Origin of the sequence: Streptomyces sp. NPDC053542, from assembly GCF_044544685.1 — a bacterium.
Lineage (GTDB): Bacteria > Actinomycetota > Actinomycetes > Streptomycetales > Streptomycetaceae > Streptomyces.
This window is the reverse complement of sequence record NZ_JBITXL010000004.1, coordinates 110,713-129,080: the sequence shown is the minus strand read 5'-3', so window position 1 is coordinate 129,080 and position 18,368 is coordinate 110,713. Positions and strand designations below refer to the sequence as shown.

General features: G+C 73.3%; 16 protein-coding genes. 10 read left to right on the top strand and 6 right to left on the bottom strand.

Annotated features, from left to right (window positions below):
* The first annotated feature begins 10 nt into the window (after window positions 1-10).
* Together efeU and ACIGXO_RS12265 are read left to right on the top strand one after the other, a co-directional pair.
* Entirely contained in the window at window positions 11-1,006 is a 996-nt protein-coding gene (gene efeU, locus ACIGXO_RS12270) for an iron uptake transporter permease EfeU (RefSeq protein WP_399784206.1), read from the top strand.
* Entirely contained in the window at window positions 957-1,850 is an 894-nt protein-coding gene (locus ACIGXO_RS12265) for a hypothetical protein (protein WP_399784203.1), read from the top strand. Before efeU ends, ACIGXO_RS12265 begins: the two co-directional genes overlap by 50 nt.
* A gap of 34 nt (window positions 1,851-1,884) precedes the next feature.
* Here the strand turns inward: ACIGXO_RS12265 and ACIGXO_RS12260 are convergent, their stop codons facing one another.
* From ACIGXO_RS12260 to ACIGXO_RS12240, 5 genes are all read right to left on the bottom strand, one after another.
* Window positions 1,885-2,631, bottom strand: coding sequence for a bifunctional DNA primase/polymerase (locus tag ACIGXO_RS12260; protein ID WP_399784201.1), 747 nt, complete (start codon window positions 2,629-2,631; stop codon window positions 1,885-1,887).
* A gap of 197 nt (window positions 2,632-2,828) precedes the next feature.
* The gene (locus ACIGXO_RS12255; protein WP_399784198.1) at window positions 2,829-3,788 is read right to left on the bottom strand and encodes a small ribosomal subunit Rsm22 family protein; all 960 of its coding nucleotides are present in this window, start codon (window positions 3,786-3,788) and stop codon (window positions 2,829-2,831) included.
* A gap of 200 nt (window positions 3,789-3,988) precedes the next feature.
* Window positions 3,989-4,633 (bottom strand): hypothetical protein, encoded by a 645-nt coding sequence (locus tag ACIGXO_RS12250; protein WP_399784195.1) that lies wholly within the window; start codon window positions 4,631-4,633, stop codon window positions 3,989-3,991.
* Between the two features lie 97 nt (window positions 4,634-4,730).
* Window positions 4,731-6,218 (bottom strand): sialate:H+ symport family MFS transporter, encoded by a 1,488-nt coding sequence (locus tag ACIGXO_RS12245; protein WP_399784193.1) that lies wholly within the window; start codon window positions 6,216-6,218, stop codon window positions 4,731-4,733.
* Window positions 6,215-7,174 (bottom strand): dihydrodipicolinate synthase family protein, encoded by a 960-nt coding sequence (locus ACIGXO_RS12240; RefSeq protein WP_399784190.1) that lies wholly within the window; start codon window positions 7,172-7,174, stop codon window positions 6,215-6,217. The genes ACIGXO_RS12245 and ACIGXO_RS12240 overlap by 4 nt, the downstream gene beginning before the upstream one ends.
* Window positions 7,175-7,319: 145 nt before the next feature.
* Between ACIGXO_RS12240 and ACIGXO_RS12235 the strand changes: the two genes are divergently transcribed.
* The 7 genes from ACIGXO_RS12235 to ACIGXO_RS12205 all read left to right on the top strand — a co-directional run bounded on the left by ACIGXO_RS12235 (window position 7,320) and on the right by ACIGXO_RS12205 (window position 13,582).
* The gene (locus tag ACIGXO_RS12235) at window positions 7,320-8,009 is read left to right on the top strand and encodes a FadR/GntR family transcriptional regulator (protein WP_399784187.1); all 690 of its coding nucleotides are present in this window, start codon (window positions 7,320-7,322) and stop codon (window positions 8,007-8,009) included.
* Between the two features lie 206 nt (window positions 8,010-8,215).
* Window positions 8,216-9,319 (top strand): exo-alpha-sialidase, encoded by a 1,104-nt coding sequence (locus ACIGXO_RS12230; protein WP_399784184.1) that lies wholly within the window; start codon window positions 8,216-8,218, stop codon window positions 9,317-9,319.
* Window positions 9,316-10,668, top strand: a complete 1,353-nt coding sequence (locus tag ACIGXO_RS12225) for an ABC transporter substrate-binding protein (RefSeq protein WP_399784181.1) — start codon at window positions 9,316-9,318, stop codon at window positions 10,666-10,668. Before ACIGXO_RS12230 ends, ACIGXO_RS12225 begins: the two co-directional genes overlap by 4 nt.
* The gene (locus tag ACIGXO_RS12220; RefSeq protein ID WP_399784179.1) at window positions 10,665-11,582 is read left to right on the top strand and encodes a carbohydrate ABC transporter permease; all 918 of its coding nucleotides are present in this window, start codon (window positions 10,665-10,667) and stop codon (window positions 11,580-11,582) included. The genes ACIGXO_RS12225 and ACIGXO_RS12220 overlap by 4 nt, the downstream gene beginning before the upstream one ends.
* Entirely contained in the window at window positions 11,579-12,424 is an 846-nt protein-coding gene (locus ACIGXO_RS12215; RefSeq protein WP_399784175.1) for a carbohydrate ABC transporter permease, read from the top strand. Before ACIGXO_RS12220 ends, ACIGXO_RS12215 begins: the two co-directional genes overlap by 4 nt.
* 13 nt (window positions 12,425-12,437) lie before the next feature.
* Window positions 12,438-13,178, top strand: coding sequence for an NADPH-dependent F420 reductase (gene npdG / locus ACIGXO_RS12210; RefSeq protein WP_399784172.1), 741 nt, complete (start codon window positions 12,438-12,440; stop codon window positions 13,176-13,178).
* 164 nt (window positions 13,179-13,342) lie between these two features.
* Complete coding sequence (locus ACIGXO_RS12205) at window positions 13,343-13,582, top strand: hypothetical protein (RefSeq protein ID WP_399784170.1); 240 nt, start codon at window positions 13,343-13,345, stop codon at window positions 13,580-13,582.
* Here ACIGXO_RS12205 and ACIGXO_RS12200 read toward each other — a convergent pair.
* Window positions 13,579-14,367 carry a site-2 protease family protein gene (locus tag ACIGXO_RS12200; RefSeq protein WP_399784168.1) on the bottom strand — a complete coding sequence of 263 codons (789 nt, stop codon included), beginning with the start codon at window positions 14,365-14,367 and terminating at the stop codon, window positions 13,579-13,581. The two genes, ACIGXO_RS12205 and ACIGXO_RS12200, sit on opposite strands and share 4 nt — an antisense overlap.
* Before the next feature lie 341 nt (window positions 14,368-14,708).
* Between ACIGXO_RS12200 and ACIGXO_RS12195 the strand changes: the two genes are divergently transcribed.
* The gene (locus tag ACIGXO_RS12195; RefSeq protein ID WP_399784165.1) at window positions 14,709-18,326 is read left to right on the top strand and encodes an AfsR/SARP family transcriptional regulator; all 3,618 of its coding nucleotides are present in this window, start codon (window positions 14,709-14,711) and stop codon (window positions 18,324-18,326) included.
* Window positions 18,327-18,368: the final 42 nt, after the last annotated feature.

The window sequence follows — 18,368 nt, the reverse complement described above, 5'->3', positions numbered from 1 at the left end:
GGGAACCGACGTGTTCGGTAACTACCTGATCGGCCTGCGCGAGGGGCTCGAAGCCAGCCTCGTCGTCTGCATCCTCATCGCGTACCTGGTCAAGACCGACCGCCGCGACGCGCTGAAGCCCATCTGGCTCGGCATCGCGGTCGCCGTCCTGCTCGCGCTCGGCTTCGGCTGCGTGCTCCAATTCGGCTCGCAGACCCTGACGTTCGAGGCGCAGGAAGCGCTCGGCGGGACGCTGTCCATCATCGCGGTGGGCCTGGTGACCTGGATGGTCTTCTGGATGCGGCGCACCGCGCGGCACCTCAAGGCCGAGCTGCACGGCAAGCTGGACGCGGCGCTCGCCATGGGCACCGCCGCGCTCGTGCTCACCGCGTTCCTCGCGGTGGGCCGCGAGGGCCTGGAGACCGCGCTGTTCGTCTGGGCCGCCGTGCAGGCGAGTTCGGACGGTACGCCCAAGCCGCTCATCGGTGTGGTGCTCGGCCTGCTCACCGCCGTGCTGCTGGGCTGGCTGTTCTACCGCGGCGCGCTGAAGATCAACCTCGCGAAGTTCTTCACCTGGACCGGCGGGATGCTCGTGGTGGTCGCCGCCGGCGTCCTCGCGTACGGCGTCCACGACCTCCAGGAGGCCCGCTTCCTCCCGGGCCTGGGCAGCAAGGCGTTCGACATCAGCGAGCAGATCCCCGCGGACAGCTGGTACGGCACGCTGCTCAAGGGAGTCTTCAACTTCCAGCCCGATCCGACAGTTGTCCAGGTCGTGGTCTGGTGCCTCTACCTGATCCCCACGCTCCTTCTTTTCTTCGCCCCCGGTAGGGTGGCGCAGAATCGAGCCACCCCGGCGGCCGCAGAGTCCGCCCCGGTTGCCCAGAAGGAGCCCGAGCCCCATGACACGCAGGTCGCCGTTCCGGGTGCCCGTCGCGATGATGACCGCGAGCGCGGCACTGCTGACGCTGAGCGGGTGCATGACGGTGCACGGCGAACGGGAGAAGATCCCGGCGCTGTCGAAGGCTGAGGCCGGCAAGGTCCTGAAGCAGTTCGTCGCCGGGTACAACAAGGCCAACACGACGTTGGACCCGGCGGTGAACGCCACCTATGAGACCGGCGCGCTGCACGACATCGACGAGGCCATCACCAAGGGCGGCCGCCAGGTCAGCCCGAACGGCAACCCGGGCTTCAAGCCCCTGGAGCTGAGCGACGCGCGGTTCGCGATACCCAAGCAGGCGGGCTGGCCGAAGTTCTTCGTCGCCGACACGGTCAGCAACCGCAACAACGGCCACTGGTTCGTCGCCTTCACCCGCAACGGCATCGGCGAGAAGTGGAAGGCCGCCTATCTCCTGCTGCTGGACGAGGACGAGGTGCCGGAGTTCGCCACCGACAAGGACGGCCACGCCGAGGTGGTACCGGCCAAGGACTCCGGGCTGACGGTCGACCCGGGCCGGCTGGCCAAGACGTACGCCAAGTACCTCAAGACCGGCGAGGGCAGCACCTTCGCGCCGGGCCCGGACACCGACGGCTGGCGCGCGCAGCGGCAGGCCGCGGCCGACCGGCCGGGCCAGCACACCGAGACCGTGGACGAGCCGTACAAGGCCCCGGCGATGGCGCTGCGCACGAAGGACGGCGGCGCGCTGGCCTTCTTCGCGACGTACCACTTCCAGCACCGGACGCTGCCCGCCGGCCACACCTTCGCGCTCAAGCCGGCGGTACAGGCCGTGCGCAAGGGGCCGACGACGAAGAGCAACAAGATGACCTTCACGACCGTGTCCGAGCAGGTCGTGAAGGTGCCGGCCAAGGACGACGGCGGCGGAGTGGTCTTCCTCAACCGGCAGGGCCGGACCACGGAAGCGAAGAACGGCTAGGGCCGGGCCGGCGGGCCCGGCCGGCCGGGCCCGCTCAGCGGCCGATCGGCCAGGCCGCCGACTCGTGCTCGTTGTCCTCGCGCGCGTACACCGCGCAGGCGTCGGTCAGCGCCTCCAGGAGGGTGAGCGGGTCCGGGAGCGGGCGCTCCGGGCCGCGCAGCCACCGCACCGCGGGCTGGTCGCCGGGCAGCCGGGAGGGCGGCAGCAGGACGTAGCTGCCGCGGCAGTGCCAGCGCAGCCCGGGGTGCTCATCCATCGTCTCGGGGTGGCAGTCCAGCTCGCAGGGCCACCACTCGTCCTCGTCGTCCGGGGTGCCGCGGGTGGCCGTGAAGAACAGCATCCGGCCCTCCCGGGGCCCGGCGCCGCTCAGCACGACCGGGCCGACCTCCACGCCCTCGGCCTCCAGCCGCGCCAGCGCGCTGCGGCCCGCTTCGAGGGGGACGTCCAGCACGTCGTGGGCGATGCCGGTGGCGGTGACGAAATTGGCCTGCGGGTGTTTTCGCAGCCACTGCGTGACCTTCTCGCGGTCGGTCGTGGCGACGGTCTGCCAGCCGAACGAGACGGGGTGCCGGCCGGGGGTCGGACAGCCGATGCGCTCACAGGAACAGCCGTAGCCGGAGGGGTGCGCCGCCGGGGCCAGCGGGAAACCCGCGTCGGCCGCTGCCAGCAGCAGGTCCTCGCGGCCGCCCTGGGCCGCGGATGATCCCGTGTCCGTATCGACGCCGTCCGAACCGCTCCTCGGCCGGCGCAGCCACTGGGAGAACCTGCTCTTGCGTTCCATCTATCCCCTCACTTCGAGCGGTGGTCTGGGATCAATGCTGCCACCATCCTCCTCCTTGGGTGACCGGAGCGGAGATTCGGGGTGTACGGGACGCGTTGTACGGGGGCGCATCGGCGGCGCACAGGGGGCGCAGACCAGGCCCCGCGAGCGCCCGTGCAACCCCCGAAGCGCCGGGTCCCGGCGCCTCCCCGGCCCGGCTACTCCTCGCCCGGCACCGTGCCGCCCCAGGAGGCGTCCCGCGCGGCCCGGTAGACGGCGCCCTGCCGCTTGGTGACCGTACGGCGTTGCAGGCCGTCCTCCGCCGTGCACACGTCCAGCAGCACCTGGCCCTTGCGCAGCAGCGGCTTGCGCACGATGCGGGCCGGGGCCGGGCGGGCCTCGACGCGGGTGGCCGCGACATACGCGTACTTCTCGTCCTCGTACGGCAGCGAGCCGCCCTTCACCTGGCGGTGCAGCGAGGAGCGGTTCACCCGGGCCGCGAAATGGCACCAGTCCTCGCCCGGGACGATCGGGCAGGCCGCGCTGTGCGGGCACGGCGCGACGACCCGCAATCCGGCCGCGATCAGCTGGTCGCGGGCCGCACGGATGCGCGCGTACCCGTCCGGGGTGCCCGGCTCGATCAGTACGGCCGTCCGTGCCCGGGCCGCCGCCGCGACGACCGCCTCCCGGTCGGCACCGGTCAGCTCGCCGAGCACGTACGAGACGGTGACCAGGTCGGTGTCCTCGGGGACGGTCAGCCCCTCGCCGATCACCTGGCGCTGCCAGCGGACGTCGGGCAGCGTGCCGGCGGCCAGCTCGCGGCCGAGCGCGAGGGCCGGCTCGGCCCAGTCCAGCACGGTCGTGCGCAGCTTCGGCCAGACGTCGGCCGCCGCCCAGGCGGCAGCGCCCGTGCCGCCGCCGATGTCCAGATGCACGGCCGGCTCCCAGTCCGGCAGCCGCTCGCCGGCCGCGGCCAGCGCGGACCGTACGGCTTCGAACGTCGCGGGCATCCTGTACGCGGCGTACGCGGCGACGTCGGCGCGGTCCCTGAGCACCGGAGCGTCCGTCGGCGTGCGCCCCCGGTAATTGGCGATCAGCCGCTCGACGGCGGCCGCGGCCTGCTTGGGCGGCAGCCCGTCGAGGACCCCGGCCAGGGCCCCACGCAGTTCTTCGTGCATTCGAGCAATTCTACGGGGCGGGCAAGCACTGCTTCCCGTGCCTGCTACGGGCACACGACATCCGACAGAAGGTGGCGGGCCGCAGCGGGTGGGGTCTCGGACGTCAAGCGAAGCAGTCCGAGACCCCACCCGCGGAGGCCCGACGCCGGCACCGACGATTCGCGAGGCACCCGGGGCGCCCGCTCCCTCCCCGACGGGCGTCACCACCGCGGCGGAGGGGGCGCCGTCAGCTGGTCCGCCAGGCGGGACAGCCGGTCGCGGAAGCGGCGGTGGCGGCGCGGCGCGGGCAGGCTGTTCTCGCCCGCTGCGGCGCTGACCAGGTGCTGGACGGTGTCCAGGTCCAGATCGGCGGCCCCGGGCGGCTCGGGCTCCGGAACCTCCGCCGGCCCCGCCGGCCCCGGCACCGTCAGCGCATCGTGCGCGAGCGCCCCCAGATCCCGGTCGCCCGCGTCCAGCGCCAGCACCGTCGCGCCGTTCCGCCGGGCGTCGTGCACCCGCTCCAGCAGGCCGGGCCCCGGCGCGTCCGGCGCCACGACCAGCAGCGTCTCGCCCCGCCGCGCCGTCTCCAGCCGCCCGAGGCCCACCGAGAGGTGCGCCGGGACGCCCAGCGGGACGCGGTGCCGCACCAGCGTCGGGGAGAGCTCCGGCAGGCCCGACCACGCGGCCTCGTCGTCGAGGTGCGCCGCCAGGTGCCAGGGCTCGTACTCCGCGCTGCCGACCAGCAGCAGCCCGCCGCCGTGCGGCGCCACGGACGCGCGCAGCGACCCGGCGAAGCGGCGGGTGGCCTGGATCCATTCGGTACCGGCGAGGACTTCGCGCAGCAGCGCGACGCGTACGGCATCCATGGCCCGCATCCTGCCCCGGCACGCACGCCGCCGGAGCGCCCTTCGAACGCCGTCACCCGGACGAGTAATGCCTGTTCGGTGGGGTGCCGCGGATCTCCTACGCCTCCTGCTGCACGCGCCCGGCCGGCCCCGCGCCCGCCACCGCGGACTCCTCGGCGGCCAGGTGGTCGCGGGGCGCGTCCGGGTCGAGCAGCCGGTGCAGCCGGGCCGGCACGTCGAAGCCGACCAGCAGCACGACCAGGACCGTGCCGCCGAAGGTCAGCAGCGCCAGCGAGCTGCCCAGCGACCGGCCCTCGGCCAGGCTCGCGCCCAGTACCGGCGCCACGGCGCCGCCCAGCGCCCCCACGTTGTACGTGAAGCCCAGGCCCGCGGCCCGGGTCCCGGTCGGGAAGTGGCCGCCGATGTAGCGCGGCAGCACTCCGGAGATGCCGAAGCTGAGGGCCTGCAGGACGAACAGCAGGACGCCGAGGACCAGCAGGTTGTCGTGCGCGGCGAAGACGGGGAAGACGAAGACCAGCGAGGCGAGCAGGGTGCACGCGTACGCCTTCTGCGCGCCGATCCAGTCGCCGACGAAGCCCGCCAGCCAGCAGCCGGCCATGGTGCCGAAGCCGGCGAAGAACAGGACGTGGGTGACCTGGCCGGGGGAGTAGTGCAGCTCGGTCTTCAGATACGTCGGCAGCAGCGCCTGGATCGGCCAGGTGTAGAGGAAGGCAACGAAGACCGTCACGATCAGCGAGAGGTACAGCAGCCAGCCGCGGCGGCCGCCGAGCTGGACGGCGAGCGCGGCCAGGGTGACGCCGGAGAGGACGGAGAGCACCGGGACGGCGCCCGCGCCGGCCGGTGTGAAGACGCCGAAGAGGGACAACGTGGCCACGACCGTCAGCACGGTGTTGACGCATGCGCGGAGCGGTGTGGCGAACAGGGGGCGGAAGGGGTTGGGCCGGGTCTCCCGCCCGGCGACCGTCGCGCTCCACTCCTCGGCCTCCGGGAGCGAGCGCCGCACCCACAGCGCGATCACGATCGGGGCCAGCCCGATGTAGAACATCCAGCGCCAGCCGAGCGCGGGCACGACCCACTTGTAGCACTCGGCGGCCAGTACCGAGCCCATCGAGAAGCCGGAGATCAGGAAGCCGCTGGCCCGGCCGCGGACCCGGGCCGGCCAGCTCTCCAGCACGTAGGTGGCGCTGGCGCTGTACTCGCCGGCCATGCCCATGCCGATCAGCAGCCGGGCGGCGAAGAGGCTGGTGTAGTCCCAGGCGAAGCCGCAGGCGAAGGTGCCGAGGGAGTAGAGCAGGATGCTCGCCACCATCGACGCCTTGCGGCCGAAGCGGTCGCCGAGCGCGCCGAGGACCGCGCCGCCGAGCCAGCGGGTGATGAACGCGCCGGAGACCAGGCTCGCGCCCTGCACCGTGCTCAGCTCGAACTCGGCGCTGATCTCCGTCAGAACCAGGGTGATCAGTACGAAATCGAAGCCGTCCAGGACGTAGCCGATCCAGGCGCCGAAGAACGACTTCCACCGGGTCGCGCCGACCTCCCGGTACCAGGGGAGGGCGGCCTCGCGCGCCGGGCGCGCGGCCTCGGTCACCGGACCGGCTCCAGGCCCGCGGCGGTCAGGTGCCGGGCGACCTCGGCCACGGACTCCGGGCCCAGCGGGAGCTGCGGTGCCGCGGTGGCCGGGTGGTCGATGACACCGAGCAGGTGCAGCGCGGCCTTGAAGGAGCCCAGCGCCGAGGAGCTGCGGCCCATCTCCGCCTCCGGGCCCGCGTCGACCATGCCGAAGAGCGCGACCAGCCGCTCCTGCTCGGCCGCGGCGCCCGCCCAGTCGCCCGTGCGGCAGGCGTCGTACAGCCGGACGTAGGCGGCCGGGTCGACGTTGCCGATGCCCGGGACCACGCCGTCCGCGCCGGCGAGCAGCGCGGCGTCCACGGTCAGCTCGGAGCCGGTGAGGACCGCGAAACCGGGCGCGGGACCGGTGCGGCGGCCGTCCCTGCCGCCCAGCTCGACGAGGAGCCGGCGCAGCCCGCCCTCGTCGCCGCTGCTGTCCTTGAGCCCGGCCAGCGTGCCGTCCTCGGCCAGCTCCCGCACCAGCGCGGGGGAGAGCTTGCTGTGCACGGAGACCGGGATGTCGTACGCGAAGAGCGGCAGGTCCACGGCGGCCCGGAGCGCGCGGAAGTGCCCGGCGATCTCCCTGGGGTGCGTGCGGGTGTAGAAGGGCGCGGTGGCCACGAGCGCGTCGACGCCCAGCGCCTGTGCGGTGCGGGCGTGGTCGGCCACCCGCGCGGTGGTGGTGTCGATGACGCCCGCCAGTACCGGTACCCGGCCGTCCGCCGCCTTGACCACGGCCGCCAGCGCGGTGGCCCGCTGCGCGTCGGTGAGGTAGGCGACCTCGCTGGTGGAGCCGAGGGCGAAGAGGCCGTGCACCCCGCCGGTGACCAGGTGCTCGACCAGCCGCCCGAGGGAGCCGGTGTCGACCTCGCCGCGCGGGTCGAGGGGGGTGCAGACCGGCGGTACGACGCCGGTCAGCGGGGTGGGCAGGACCATGACGGGCTCCCGGCGGCCAGAGGTCGGATGCAGGACATGGGATGTCCTACGTCTGGGTCACAATAGACCCGGCCCGGAGCGGGTGGTCAAGAGGTCGCCGGACGGATCACCCGGATCCACCCCGGCGGAACGGAGAGGCGGACACATGGCGCGCGGCACGATGTCCGAGGACGTCCAGGCGCGGATCAAGCGGCTCATCCTGCGGCGGAAGCTGGTGCCCGGCGACCCGCTGCCCACCGAGGCCGAGCTGGTCGAGCTGCTCGACGTCAGCCGGAACTCCGTCCGCGAGGCGCTCAAGGCGCTGCAGGCCATGCGCATCGTCGAGATCCGGCACGGCTTCGGCACGTACGTCGGCAAGCTCACCCTGGACCCCTTCGTGGAGGGCATCGCCTTCCGGGCCGCGGTCCGTCACCACCAGGGCGAGGCGAGCCTGTACGAGCTGATGGAGGTCCGCGAGGCGCTGGAGGCCGGGCTCGTCGGGGCGGTCGCGCGCAGCCTGCCGGCCGAGGACCTGACCGTACTGCGCGGCCTGGTCGACCGGATGGAGAAGGAGGCGGCGGCCGGCCGGGTGAAGAGCGGCACCGACCGCGCCTTCCACCTCGCGCTGTACCGCTCGCTCGGCAACCACCTGCTCAGCGAGGTGCTGGACGCCTTCTGGGAGGCGCTGCGCCGGGTCCGCAAGGACCTGGACGGCAGCCGCTCGGTGCCGGAGGTGACCTGGCGTCAGCACCGCGAGATCGTCGACGCGCTGGAGGCGGGCGACAGCGACCGCGCGGTCGAGGCGATGCACCGGCACTTCGACGCCATCCGGGAGCGGCTGAAGGCGGTCGTGTAACGGGTCGGGGGGCGAGGTTCTCCAGGAAGTCCGCCGCGCCCCGACCCCTTGCGTACAGCCGGAGTTCACCCGCAGTTCCGTTGCCTGTGGCATTCGCGCGAGGCGAGCGACACGGGGCATGTCGGGTGCCTTGACGGCCCGTTGGGCGCTCCCTATGGTCGCCGCAGGACAAGGGACGTCCTACGTCCGGTCGTTAGGGGCTGCCCGTGCCGTACGAGACTTCGCAACCCTTCAGAGCCGGGACCGGCGGCTACGCCAGTTTCCGCATCCCCGCCGTCGTCGTGACCGGGGCCGGCACCCTGCTGGCCTTTGCCGAGGGACGCGTCGCCTCGGCGTCCGACACGGGCGACATCGACCTCGTGCTCAAGCGCTCCACCGACGGCGGCCGCACCTGGGGGCCGCTCACCGTCGTCGACGACAACGGCACCGGCACCGCCGGCAACCCGGCCCCCGTCGTCCTGCACACCGGCCCGCACCGCGGCCGCGTCGTGCTCGTCCACGTACACAACGCGGGCAGCGCCACCGAGAGCGCCATCCTGCGGGGCGAGGTCTCCGCCGCCGACGGCCGCCGCGTGTGGGTCCAGTACAGCGACGACGACGGGCTGGCCTGGAGCGCCCCGCGCGAGATCACCGCACAGGTCAAACGGTCGAACTGGCGGTGGTACGCCACCACCCCCGGCCACGCGCTCCAGGTCCGCGAGGGCCCGTACGCCGGCCGTCTGGTGGTCCCCGCCAACCACTCCATCGCGCCCACCGTGCCCGGCGACACCGGCGAAGAGGGCCGCTACAACGGCGGCCACGTCCTGCTCAGCGACGACTCCGGCGAGAACTGGCGGATCGGCTACACCGACTCCAACCCCAACGGCTACATCAACGCCAACGAGACCACCGCCGCCGAACTCCCCGGCGGCCGCCTCTACTTCAACTCCCGCAATGACTCCCCCGCGCCCGGCACCCGCGTCGACGGCTACTCCTCCGACGGCGGCGCCCACCTGGAGAAACCCTTACGGGCCCAGGCCGGCCTCGCGGCCCCCGTCGTCCAGGGCAGCGTGCTGCACCTCGGCACCCCGGACGTGCTGCTCTTCTCCGCCCCCGCCGACCGGGAATCCCGCGCCCTGATGACCGTGCGCGCCAGCCGCGATCACGGCCTGACCTGGTACGACGCCCATACCGTCAGCGGCCTCCCGGCCGCCTACTCCGACCTCGTCCGCATTGACCCCGACACCGTCGGACTGCTCTACGAAACCGGCGACTTCAGCGCCTACTCGACGATCACCTTCCGCCGCATCCCCGTGGAGGAGCTGGCATGAGGACGTACGACACGAGTTTTCCGGGCGGCGCGCGCCGCAGAACGGTGCTGGGCGGGGCCGCGGCGGTGGCCGCCGGCTTCGCACTGGCCGGGTGCGGTGACGGCGGTGAGGACAAGAAGGCCGCGCCCAAGGAGCGCAAGGAGGGGCAGAAGATCACCCTCACCTTCTGGTCCTGGGTGCCCGGCATCGACAAGCCCGTCGACCTGTGGAACAGCAAGCACCCCGAGGTCCAGGTCAAGGTCGAGAAGGTCTCGGCCGTCAACGGCGCCCAGTACGCCAAGATGCACGCCGCGATCAAGGCCGGCAACCCGCCCGACCTCGGCCAGATCGAATTCCCCGTGGTCCCCAGCTTCCTGCTGGACAACGGGCTGCTGGACCTGACCACCGTCGGCGGCGAGCGGTACAAGAGCAGGTTCGTGGGCTGGCAGTGGCAGCAGTCCGTCTTCGGCAAGGGCGTCTACGCCATCCCGCAGGCGTCCGGCCCGATGGGCCTCTTCGTGCGCCAGGACCTCTTCGACAAGTGGGACATCGAGCCGCCCGCCACCTGGGACGAGTACGAGGCCGCGGCCAGGAAGATCCGCAGGAAGGGCGCCTGGATCGAGACCTTCGCGCCCACCAACGGCAACCGCTTCGCGGGCTACGCCTGGCAGGCCGGCGCCAAGTGGTACGCCGCCGAGGGCGACAACTGGACCGTCGCCATCGACGACGAGCCCACCCGCAAGGTCGCCGACTACTGGGAGGGACTGGTCAAGCAGAAGCTCGTCAAGACCATCCCGGACCGGCAGAACGCCTGGTACAAGGACATCCAGACCGGCGCCATCCCCGCCTGGCTCGGCGCCAGCTGGGGCGACGCGCTGCTGGTCGGCAACGCGCCGAAAACCAAGGGCAAGTGGCGCGCCGCACCGCTGCCGCAGTGGACGAAGGGCGCCGACGCGCAGGCCAACTGGGGCGGCTCGACCACCGCCGTCTTCGCGGGCGCCGCCTACCCCAAGGACGCCCTCGACTTCGCCGTCTGGCTCAACACCGACCCCGAAGCGATCAAGCTGCTCATCGAGGGCGGTTACGGGTTCCCCAGCGCGAAGCAGGGCTACGAGACCAGCGACCTGGACGTCCACAAGGACTTCTTCGGCGGCCAGGCGTACAGCCAGGTCTTCCGGAAGGCCGGTGACCATGTCGACACCAGCTGGCAGTGGGGCCCCGGCGTCGACACCCTCTACCAGCGCCTGGGCGACGCCTTCACCGAGGCGCTGAGCAGCGGCGACTCCTTCCGCTCGGTGCTGAAGAAGGTCCAGGAGCAGACCGTGAGCGACCTCAAGGGCAAGGGCCTGAAGGTGGAGAGCGGCGGGTGAGACGGCCGACCCGTACGGAAGCCCGCAACGCGCGCGCCGCCGCGGGCTTCCTGCTGCCCTTCCTCGCCCTGTTCCTGCTCTGCTTCATCGCGCCCATCGTCTACGCGATCTGGCAGAGCCTGCACAAGACCGAGCGCACCGGGCCGCTCGGCCTCGGCGGCGCGGAGCGCGAGGTCTTCGCCGGGCTGGCCAACTACGGCCAGGCGCTGGCCGACGACCGCTTCCTCTCCGGCTTCGGCCGGGTGCTGCTCTTCGGTGCCGTACAGATCCCCCTCATGATCATCCTGGCCACCGTCCTCGCGCTGCTCCTGGAGAGCGCGAGCGCCCGCTGGGTGACGTTCTTCCGCAGCGCGTTCTTCCTGCCGTACGGGGTGCCCGGCGTGATCGCCTCGATCCTGTGGGGCTTCCTCTACGTCCCCGGCATCAGCCCGCTGGTGAAGATGGCCCAGGAGGTGGGCTGGGACGTGGACTTCCTCTCCCGCGGCACCGTCCTGTGGTCCATCGCCAACATCGTCACCTGGCAGTTCACCGGCTACAACATGCTCGTCCTGATCTCCCAGCTCAAGGCTGTACCGCAGGAGCTGTACGAGGCGGCCCGCATCGACGGCGCGAACGCGCGTCAGGTCGCGCTGCACATCAAGATCCCGCTCATCCGCCCGGCCCTCGTCCTGACCTGCGTCTTCTCCATCATCGGCGCGCTCCAGCTGTTCGCCGAGCCGATGGTGTTGCGGCCGCTCGCCTCTTCCATCGACTCCGGCTACACGCCCAACCTGCACGCCTACAGCGAGGCGTTCGTCGGCAACAACCAGCACCTCGCAGCGGCCGAGGCGGTCCTGCTGGCGCTGGTCGCCTGCGTCCTGTCGTTCGGCTTCCTGCGGCTGGTCGGCCAGCGGGGGAAGGAGGACGGCCGGTGACCCCCTCGGCACTGCGCTACCGCATCCTCACCTGCACCCTGCTGACCGTCGCCGCCGTCTACTTCCTCGTACCGGTGTACTGGCTCGTGGTCTCCGCCACGAAGAGCAGCGGCGACCTCTTCGGCAGCTTCGGCTTCTGGTTCGCGAACCCGCGCCCGCTCCAGTACCTCGGCGAGGTGCTGACGTACGACAACGGCATCTACGTCCGCTGGTTCGCCAACTCCCTGCTGTACGCGGGCGCCGGCGCGCTCGCCGCTACGCTGCTGTGCGCGGCGGCCGGCTACGCGCTCGCGAAGTTCCCCTTCCCGGGCCGGGAAGGGATCTTCAACGTCATCCTGGCCGGGGTGCTGATCCCCGGCACGGCCCTGGCGCTGCCGCTGTACTTCCTCTTCAGCGGCTTCGGGATGTCCAACACCTACTGGTCCGTGCTGATCCCCAGCGTGGTCAGCCCCTTCGGCGTCTACCTCTGCCGGATCTACGCGGCCGCCGCTGTGCCCGACTCGCTGCTGGAGGCGGCCCGGATCGACGGCGCGGGGGAGTGGCGGATCTTCTCCGGCCTCGGGCTGCGGCTGATGATCCCGGCGCTGGTCACCGTCTTCCTCTTCCAGTTCGTGCACATCTGGAACAACTACTTCCTGCCGCTGGTGATGCTCTCCGACTCCGGCCTGTACCCGATCCAGCTGGGGCTGACCTCCTGGACCGGCTACGCCGACCGGCAGCCGGAGCTGTACCAGTACACCGTCGGCGGCGCGTTCCTCTCCGTCCTGCCGCTGATGATCCTGATGACCGTGCTGCAGCGGTACTGGCGTACGGGACTCACCGAGGGCAGCGTGAAGGCGTGACAGTATCGCTGGCATGACTACTCCTGACGATGCGCAGCCCACGACTCCCGTGAACGTCGCCACCGAGGCCAAGAAGGCGCTCAAGCGGGACCCTTGGGACCTTCCGGACGTGGCCGGCCTGGTCGTCGGCGTGCTCGGCGGCACAGGTGACCAGGGCCGCGGCCTGGCGTACCGGTTCGCCAGGGCGGGCCAGAAGGTGATCATCGGCTCGCGCGCGGCGGAGCGGGCGCAGGCCGCGGCGGACGAGCTCGGCCTCGGCGTCGAGGGTGCGGACAACGCGGAGTGCGCGCGCCGCGCGGATGTCGTGATCGTGGCCGTGCCGTGGGAGGGCCACGCCAAGACCCTCGAAACGCTGCGCGAGGAGCTGGCCGGCAAGCTCGTCGTCGACTGCGTGAACCCGCTCGGCTTCGACAAGAAGGGCGCCTACGCGCTGAAGCCCGAGGAGGGCAGCGCCGCCGAGCAGGCCGCCGCGCTGCTCCCGGAGTCGCGCGTCACGGCCGCCTTCCACCACCTCTCGGCGGTGCTCCTCCAGGACCCCGAGGTCGCGGAGATCGACACGGACGTCATGGTGCTCGGCGAGAAGCGGGCCGACACCGATGTGGTCCAGGCGCTGGCCGGGCGCATCCCCGGCATGCGCGGCGTCTTCGCCGGCCGGCTGCGCAACGCGCACCAGGTCGAGTCCCTGGTCGCCAACCTGATCTCCACCAACCGGCGGTACAAGGCACACGCGGGGCTGCGCGTCACGGACGTGTGAGCGACGGGCGCGGGGCCAGGGCCGCGGCCGGGGCCGGGGCCGCGCGTCGCCGGGGCCGGGGTGGCCGGTCCGGCGGTGAGGAGCGGGCCGGAGTCGGGCGGAGCCGGGCATGGGGGACACTGGAGGGGACCGCATACGCAGTACCCCGACAGGAGCCCCGTCCCATGCCCGCCCTGCCCCCGTCCGGCCCGGCCCGGCGCCTCGCCGTCTTCGCCCTCGTCGTCTGCGTCCTGGCGGTCGCCGCGGCCGTCGTCTCCTTCGTGGCGGGCAACCTCATCGGCATCGCCTGGGTCCTGATGGCCGGCGTCTCCAGCAACATGGCGTGGTTCTACCTGCGCCGGGCCAAGCAGGAGCGGACGGCCGCGGAGGAGCAGGCGCAGGCCCCCGAGGGCTCGGCCCGCTAGAACGTCTGCGGCTCGCCCTGCCAGAAGCGGAAGAACTCCTGGCCGAGGTAGGTGTCGATCTGGGAGACGCCCAGCACCCGCAGGATCGCGTCCACCGCCTCGAAGAACGCCTGGTTCACGCCCGGCGCCCACAGCAGCCCGAAGACCGCGAGCAGGCCGAACGGCGCGAACGGCTCCACCTGCCGCCGCAGCTTGTACGGCAGCCACGGCTCGAGCACGCCGTACCCGTCCAGCCCCGGCACCGGGACGAAGTTCAGGATCGCGGCCGTCACCTGCAGCAGCGCCAGGAACGCGAGCGCGTACCGGAACGGCTGCGGCACGCCGTCCATCGCGCCCAGCCAGAACGGCGCGGTGACCACGGCGGCGAACAGGATGTTCGTCAGCGGGCCCGCCGCCGAGATCAGGCTGTGCCGCCAGCGGCCCCTGATCCGGCCGCGCTCGATGAACACCGCGCCGCCCGGCAGCCCGATCCCGCCCATGATGACGAAGATCACCGGCAGCACGATGCTGAGCAGCGCATGCGTGTACTTCAGCGGGTTGAGCGTCAGATAGCCCTTCGCGCCGATCGAGATGTCGCCGCTGTGCAGCGCCGTACGGGCGTGTGCGTACTCGTGCAGGCAGAGCGAGACGATCCACCCCGAGACCACGAAAAGGAACACGGCGACGCCGGTGTTCGTGGCGAGCTTGTCCGTCCACACGTACCAGCCCGACGCCGCCATGACGGCGACGAGCGCGAGAAAGACGGGACTGACGCGCCGGTCCGCGCGCTGTACTGCGGTGGTCATCGTGCGGTGCTCCTGAGGGGTGGGCGGGGCATGCGGGGCGGGTCGTGCGCGGCGGGTCGTGGGCGGGGTCCGGTGGCGGATGGGCGGGCGGCGGATCGTACAACGGAAAACGAGGAGCGGTATGCCGTGGTTCCAGGCAGGCTGGATCCTTGGCGGTGGATCCGTGGTGACGTGGCGGATCGCGGTGACGGATCTGTGGTGACGGATCCGCGGTGGCCGTCGGGTGGCCGGCGGGGGCCGGGCCGTATGGGGGAGACGGGGCGTGCGGGAGTGGGGGCGACGGGGTGCGGACAGTGGCGGGGGACGGTCGCGGCGTGCGGGGCGTGAACGACAATGGGCCGGTGCGCTACGGAATCCTCGGGACGACCCAGGCACGCCGGGACGACGGGACCGACGTCGCCCTCGGCGGCGCCCGCCTGCGCGCACTCCTGGCCGCCCTCGCGCGCACGCCGGGGCGCCCGCACACCCCCGACACGCTGATCGCGGAGGTCTGGGGGCCCGGCTCGGAGCCGCGGGACGCGGGGGCCGCGCTCCAGGCGCTGGTCGGGCGGCTGCGGCGGACCCTCGGCCATGCCGCGGTCGTCTCCGTGACCGGCGGTTACTACCTGGCCGCCGAGCCCGACGACGTCGACCTGCACCGCTTCGAGCGGCTGGCCGGCGAGGGCGAGCGGGCACTGGCGGACGGCGACCCGGCGAAGGCCGCCGCGCTGCTGGACGACGCGCTCGCGCTGTGGCGCGGGCCCGCCCTCGCCGACCTCCCGGACGCGGTCGCGGAGGCGGCCGGGATCGAACGGCTGCACCTGGACGCGCGGCGCACCCGCCTCGCCGCCGATCTCGCGCTCGGCCGCGCGGACGAGGCGCTGCCCGCCCTCACCGCGCTGTGCCGCCGGCACCCCCTCGACGAGCCGCTGCAGCTCCTGCGGCTGCGCGCCCTGCGCGCCACGGACCGCACGGCCGAGGCGCTGGACGCGTACGCGGCCCTCAGCGCCGACCTCGCCGACCGCCTCGGCACGGACCCGTCGCCGCCGCTGCGGGCGTTGCACGCGGAGCTGTTGGAGGCGGGAGCGGTATCGGGTGCGGCTGCGGAGTCCGGTGTGGCTGGGGTGTCCGGTCCGGCTGCGGTGCCCGGTCCGGCGTCCGGTGCGGCTCCGAGCCCCGGCTCGGCTGGGGTGTCCGGTCCGGCTGCGGCCTCCGGTGCCGGTCCGGCGTCCGGTGCGGCTGCGATCACCGGCTCGGCTGTGGCGTCCGGTCGGGCTGCTGCGTCCGGTACCGGTCCGGCCGCGGCCTCCGGCACCGGTCCGGCGTCGCGGCCCGCCGGGAATCTGCGGGCGCGGCTGACCTCGTTCGTCGGGCGCGAGGCGGAGCTGGCCGCGCTCCGCGCGGATCTGTCGGGTCACCGCCTGGTGACGCTGCTCGGGCCCGGCGGCGCCGGGAAGACGCGGCTGTCGCAGGAGGGCGCGGAGGCCGCGGCGGCCGCCGCGCCCGGGGCCTGGCCGGACGGCGTGTGGTTCGCGGAGCTGGGCCCCGTCGCGGACCCCGACACCGTGCCGGAAGCCGTGCTCACCGCGCTCGGCGCCCGCGAGACCGTGGTCCGCGGCAGCGCCGCCGAGGGGCTGCGCGCTGCCGCCGACCCGCTCGCCTTTGACCCGCTTGCGCAGCTCGCCGAGCATTGCGCGGGCCGCCGGATGCTGCTCGTACTGGACAACTGCGAGCACGTCGTCGACGCCGCGGCCCGGCTCGCGGAACGGCTGCTGGCCGAGTGCCCGGGCGTGAGCGTGCTGGCCACCAGCCGGGAGCCGCTCGCGGTACCGGGCGAACTGGTCCGGCCGGTGGAGCCGCTGCCGGACCCCGTCGCGCTGCGGCTGCTCGCCGACCGGGGCGCCGCGGCCCGGCCCGGCTTCCGTATCGAGGACGACCCGGAGGCGTGCGCCGAGATCTGCCGCCGCCTGGACGGCCTGCCGCTGGCCGTCGAACTGGCCGCCGCCCGGCTGCGGTCGCTCGCGCCGCGCCAGCTCGCGGACCGCCTGGACGACCGTTTCCGGCTGCTGACCAGCGGCAGCCGTACCGTACTGCCGCGCCAGCAGACCCTCCGCGCGGTCGTCGACTGGTCCTGGGACCTGCTCGACGCACCCGAACGCGCGGTCCTCCGCCGCCTCTCCGTCTTCTCCGGCGGCACGGACCTCACCGCGGCGGAAGCGGTCTGCGCGGACGCCCCGGAGGCCACGCCGGACACGCCCGCCGGACCTGGCGGACCTGCCGCACCTGCCGGACCGGCCGGACCGGACACGCCCGCCGCACCCGCCGCACCGGACACGCCCGCCGCCGGACTCGTCGCCCCCGGCGACATCGCCCCATTGCTCGGGTCGCTTGTCGACAAGTCGCTCGTCGTGGCCGTGCCGTCGGCCGGCGGCGAGATGCGGTACCGGCTGCTGGAGACCGTCGGGGAGTACGCCGGGGAACGGCTGGACGAGGCGGGGGAGCGGGCCGCGGCCGAGCGCCGCCACCTCGTCGCGTACCGCGAGCTCGCCCGCGCCGCCGACCCCCTGCTCCGCGGCCCCGAACAGCGCCACTGGCTGGACCGGCTGGAGCGGGAGCACGACAACCTCCGCACCGCCCTGCGCCGCGCCGTCGCCGCCCGCGACGAGCACGAGGCGCTCTGCCTCGTCCTGTCCCTGCAGTGGTTCTGGACGCTGCGCGACCACCGCGGCGACGCCCGTACCTGGTCGAAGGCGGCCGCCGCGCTCGGCCCGAACCCCTTCCTGCCGCCGGTCACCCCGGCCCCGCCGCTCCACGAGCGCCCCATCGACACCCCGCCGCCGATGACACCCGAGCAGTTCCTCGAAGCCCGCCGGGAGGTCCGGCTGGTCGCGCTGGCCAGCACGGACGGCGACATGGAGGCGCTGCGGCGCTTCGAGCAGCAGGAGGAGCTGCGGGGCATCGTCAGCGCCTACCGCGGCGGGCTGCCGCAGACCTGCCGGGTGCCGGGCGTGATGTGGTTCTACGCCGTCATGCTGACGGGGGAGTTCGCGGACCTGTCCGGCATGGTCGACGAAACCGTGCGCGGCTGCCGCGAGTTCGGTTACGACTGGGAGCTGGCGTTCATCCTCCAGCTGCGGGCGAGGATCCAGAACGACCGGCCCGGCGGCCTGGAGCAGGCGGCCCGCGACGCCGACGAGGCGCTGGAGATCTTCCGCAGGATCGGCGACGCCTGGGGAGTCGCCGAGGCACTGGCCGGACGCGGCGAGTCCCGCGAGGGACACGGCGAGTACGGCCCCGCCGCCGACGACTACCGCGCCGCGATGCGGTACGCGGCGGACCTCGGCGCGCACGGCCAGCTCCCGCTGCTCAAGACCCGGCTGGGCGGCGCGCTGATCGAGTCGGGCGACGTCGAGCAGGGCGAGCGGCTGCTGCACGAGGTGCTGGACGAAGGCCGGCACAGCCGCGACGCCGTGCCCTACGCCCGCATCCAGCTCGCCACCTGGCTGGCGACGGCCGGCCGGACCGAGGAGTCCCGGCACCACCTCCGGCTGGTGCGGGAGGAGTTCTCCGAGCGCTCGGCGCCGGAGATGTTCCTCGGCATGGTCGAAGGGGCGCTGGCCGCGCTGGACGTGGACGAGGGGCGGTACGACGGGGCGCTGGCGGCCGTGCGCGGGGCCGTCGCCAAGATGCGCGGCCCGCTCACCCAGGCCATCGCCCCCGACGTGCCGCTGTCCCAACTCCCCATCGCTGCCCGCGTGTTGGGCCTGACCGGCGGCCCGGACGGCGCGGCGGCCGGGGCCCGGCTGCTGGGCGCCTTCGACGCGGTGCGCGCGCCCCGGCAGCACACGCCGCGCATCCTCCGCATCTCCCGCGAGGCGGCGGAAGCGGCCGTACGCGCCGTCCTCGGCGCGGCGGACTACGCGTCCGCCCACGCCGAGGGCGCCACCCTCTCCCTCGACGAGGCCCTCGACCTCATCTGACCTCCCCCGATACCGAATCCGACGTCTCCGCTCCCCAGGAAC

What these genes read in the sequence shown, in the direction of transcription:
- ACIGXO_RS12265 (WP_399784203.1), top strand. Translation starts at nt 957, where the DNA reads ATGACGGTGCACGGCGAACGGGAGAAGATCCCGGCGCTGTCGAAGGCT.
- ACIGXO_RS12260 (WP_399784201.1), bottom strand. Translation starts at nt 2,631, where the DNA reads ATGGAACGCAAGAGCAGGTTCTCCCAGTGGCTGCGCCGGCCGAGGAGC.
- ACIGXO_RS12255 (WP_399784198.1), bottom strand. Translation starts at nt 3,788, where the DNA reads ATGCACGAAGAACTGCGTGGGGCCCTGGCCGGGGTCCTCGACGGGCTG.
- ACIGXO_RS12250 (WP_399784195.1), bottom strand. Translation starts at nt 4,633, where the DNA reads ATGGATGCCGTACGCGTCGCGCTGCTGCGCGAAGTCCTCGCCGGTACC.
- ACIGXO_RS12240 (WP_399784190.1), bottom strand. Translation starts at nt 7,174, where the DNA reads ATGGTCCTGCCCACCCCGCTGACCGGCGTCGTACCGCCGGTCTGCACC.
- ACIGXO_RS12235 (WP_399784187.1), top strand. Translation starts at nt 7,320, where the DNA reads ATGGCGCGCGGCACGATGTCCGAGGACGTCCAGGCGCGGATCAAGCGG.
- ACIGXO_RS12225 (WP_399784181.1), top strand. Translation starts at nt 9,316, where the DNA reads ATGAGGACGTACGACACGAGTTTTCCGGGCGGCGCGCGCCGCAGAACG.
- npdG (WP_399784172.1), top strand. Translation starts at nt 12,438, where the DNA reads ATGACTACTCCTGACGATGCGCAGCCCACGACTCCCGTGAACGTCGCC.
- ACIGXO_RS12205 (WP_399784170.1), top strand. Translation starts at nt 13,343, where the DNA reads ATGCCCGCCCTGCCCCCGTCCGGCCCGGCCCGGCGCCTCGCCGTCTTC.
- ACIGXO_RS12200 (WP_399784168.1), bottom strand. Translation starts at nt 14,367, where the DNA reads ATGACCACCGCAGTACAGCGCGCGGACCGGCGCGTCAGTCCCGTCTTT.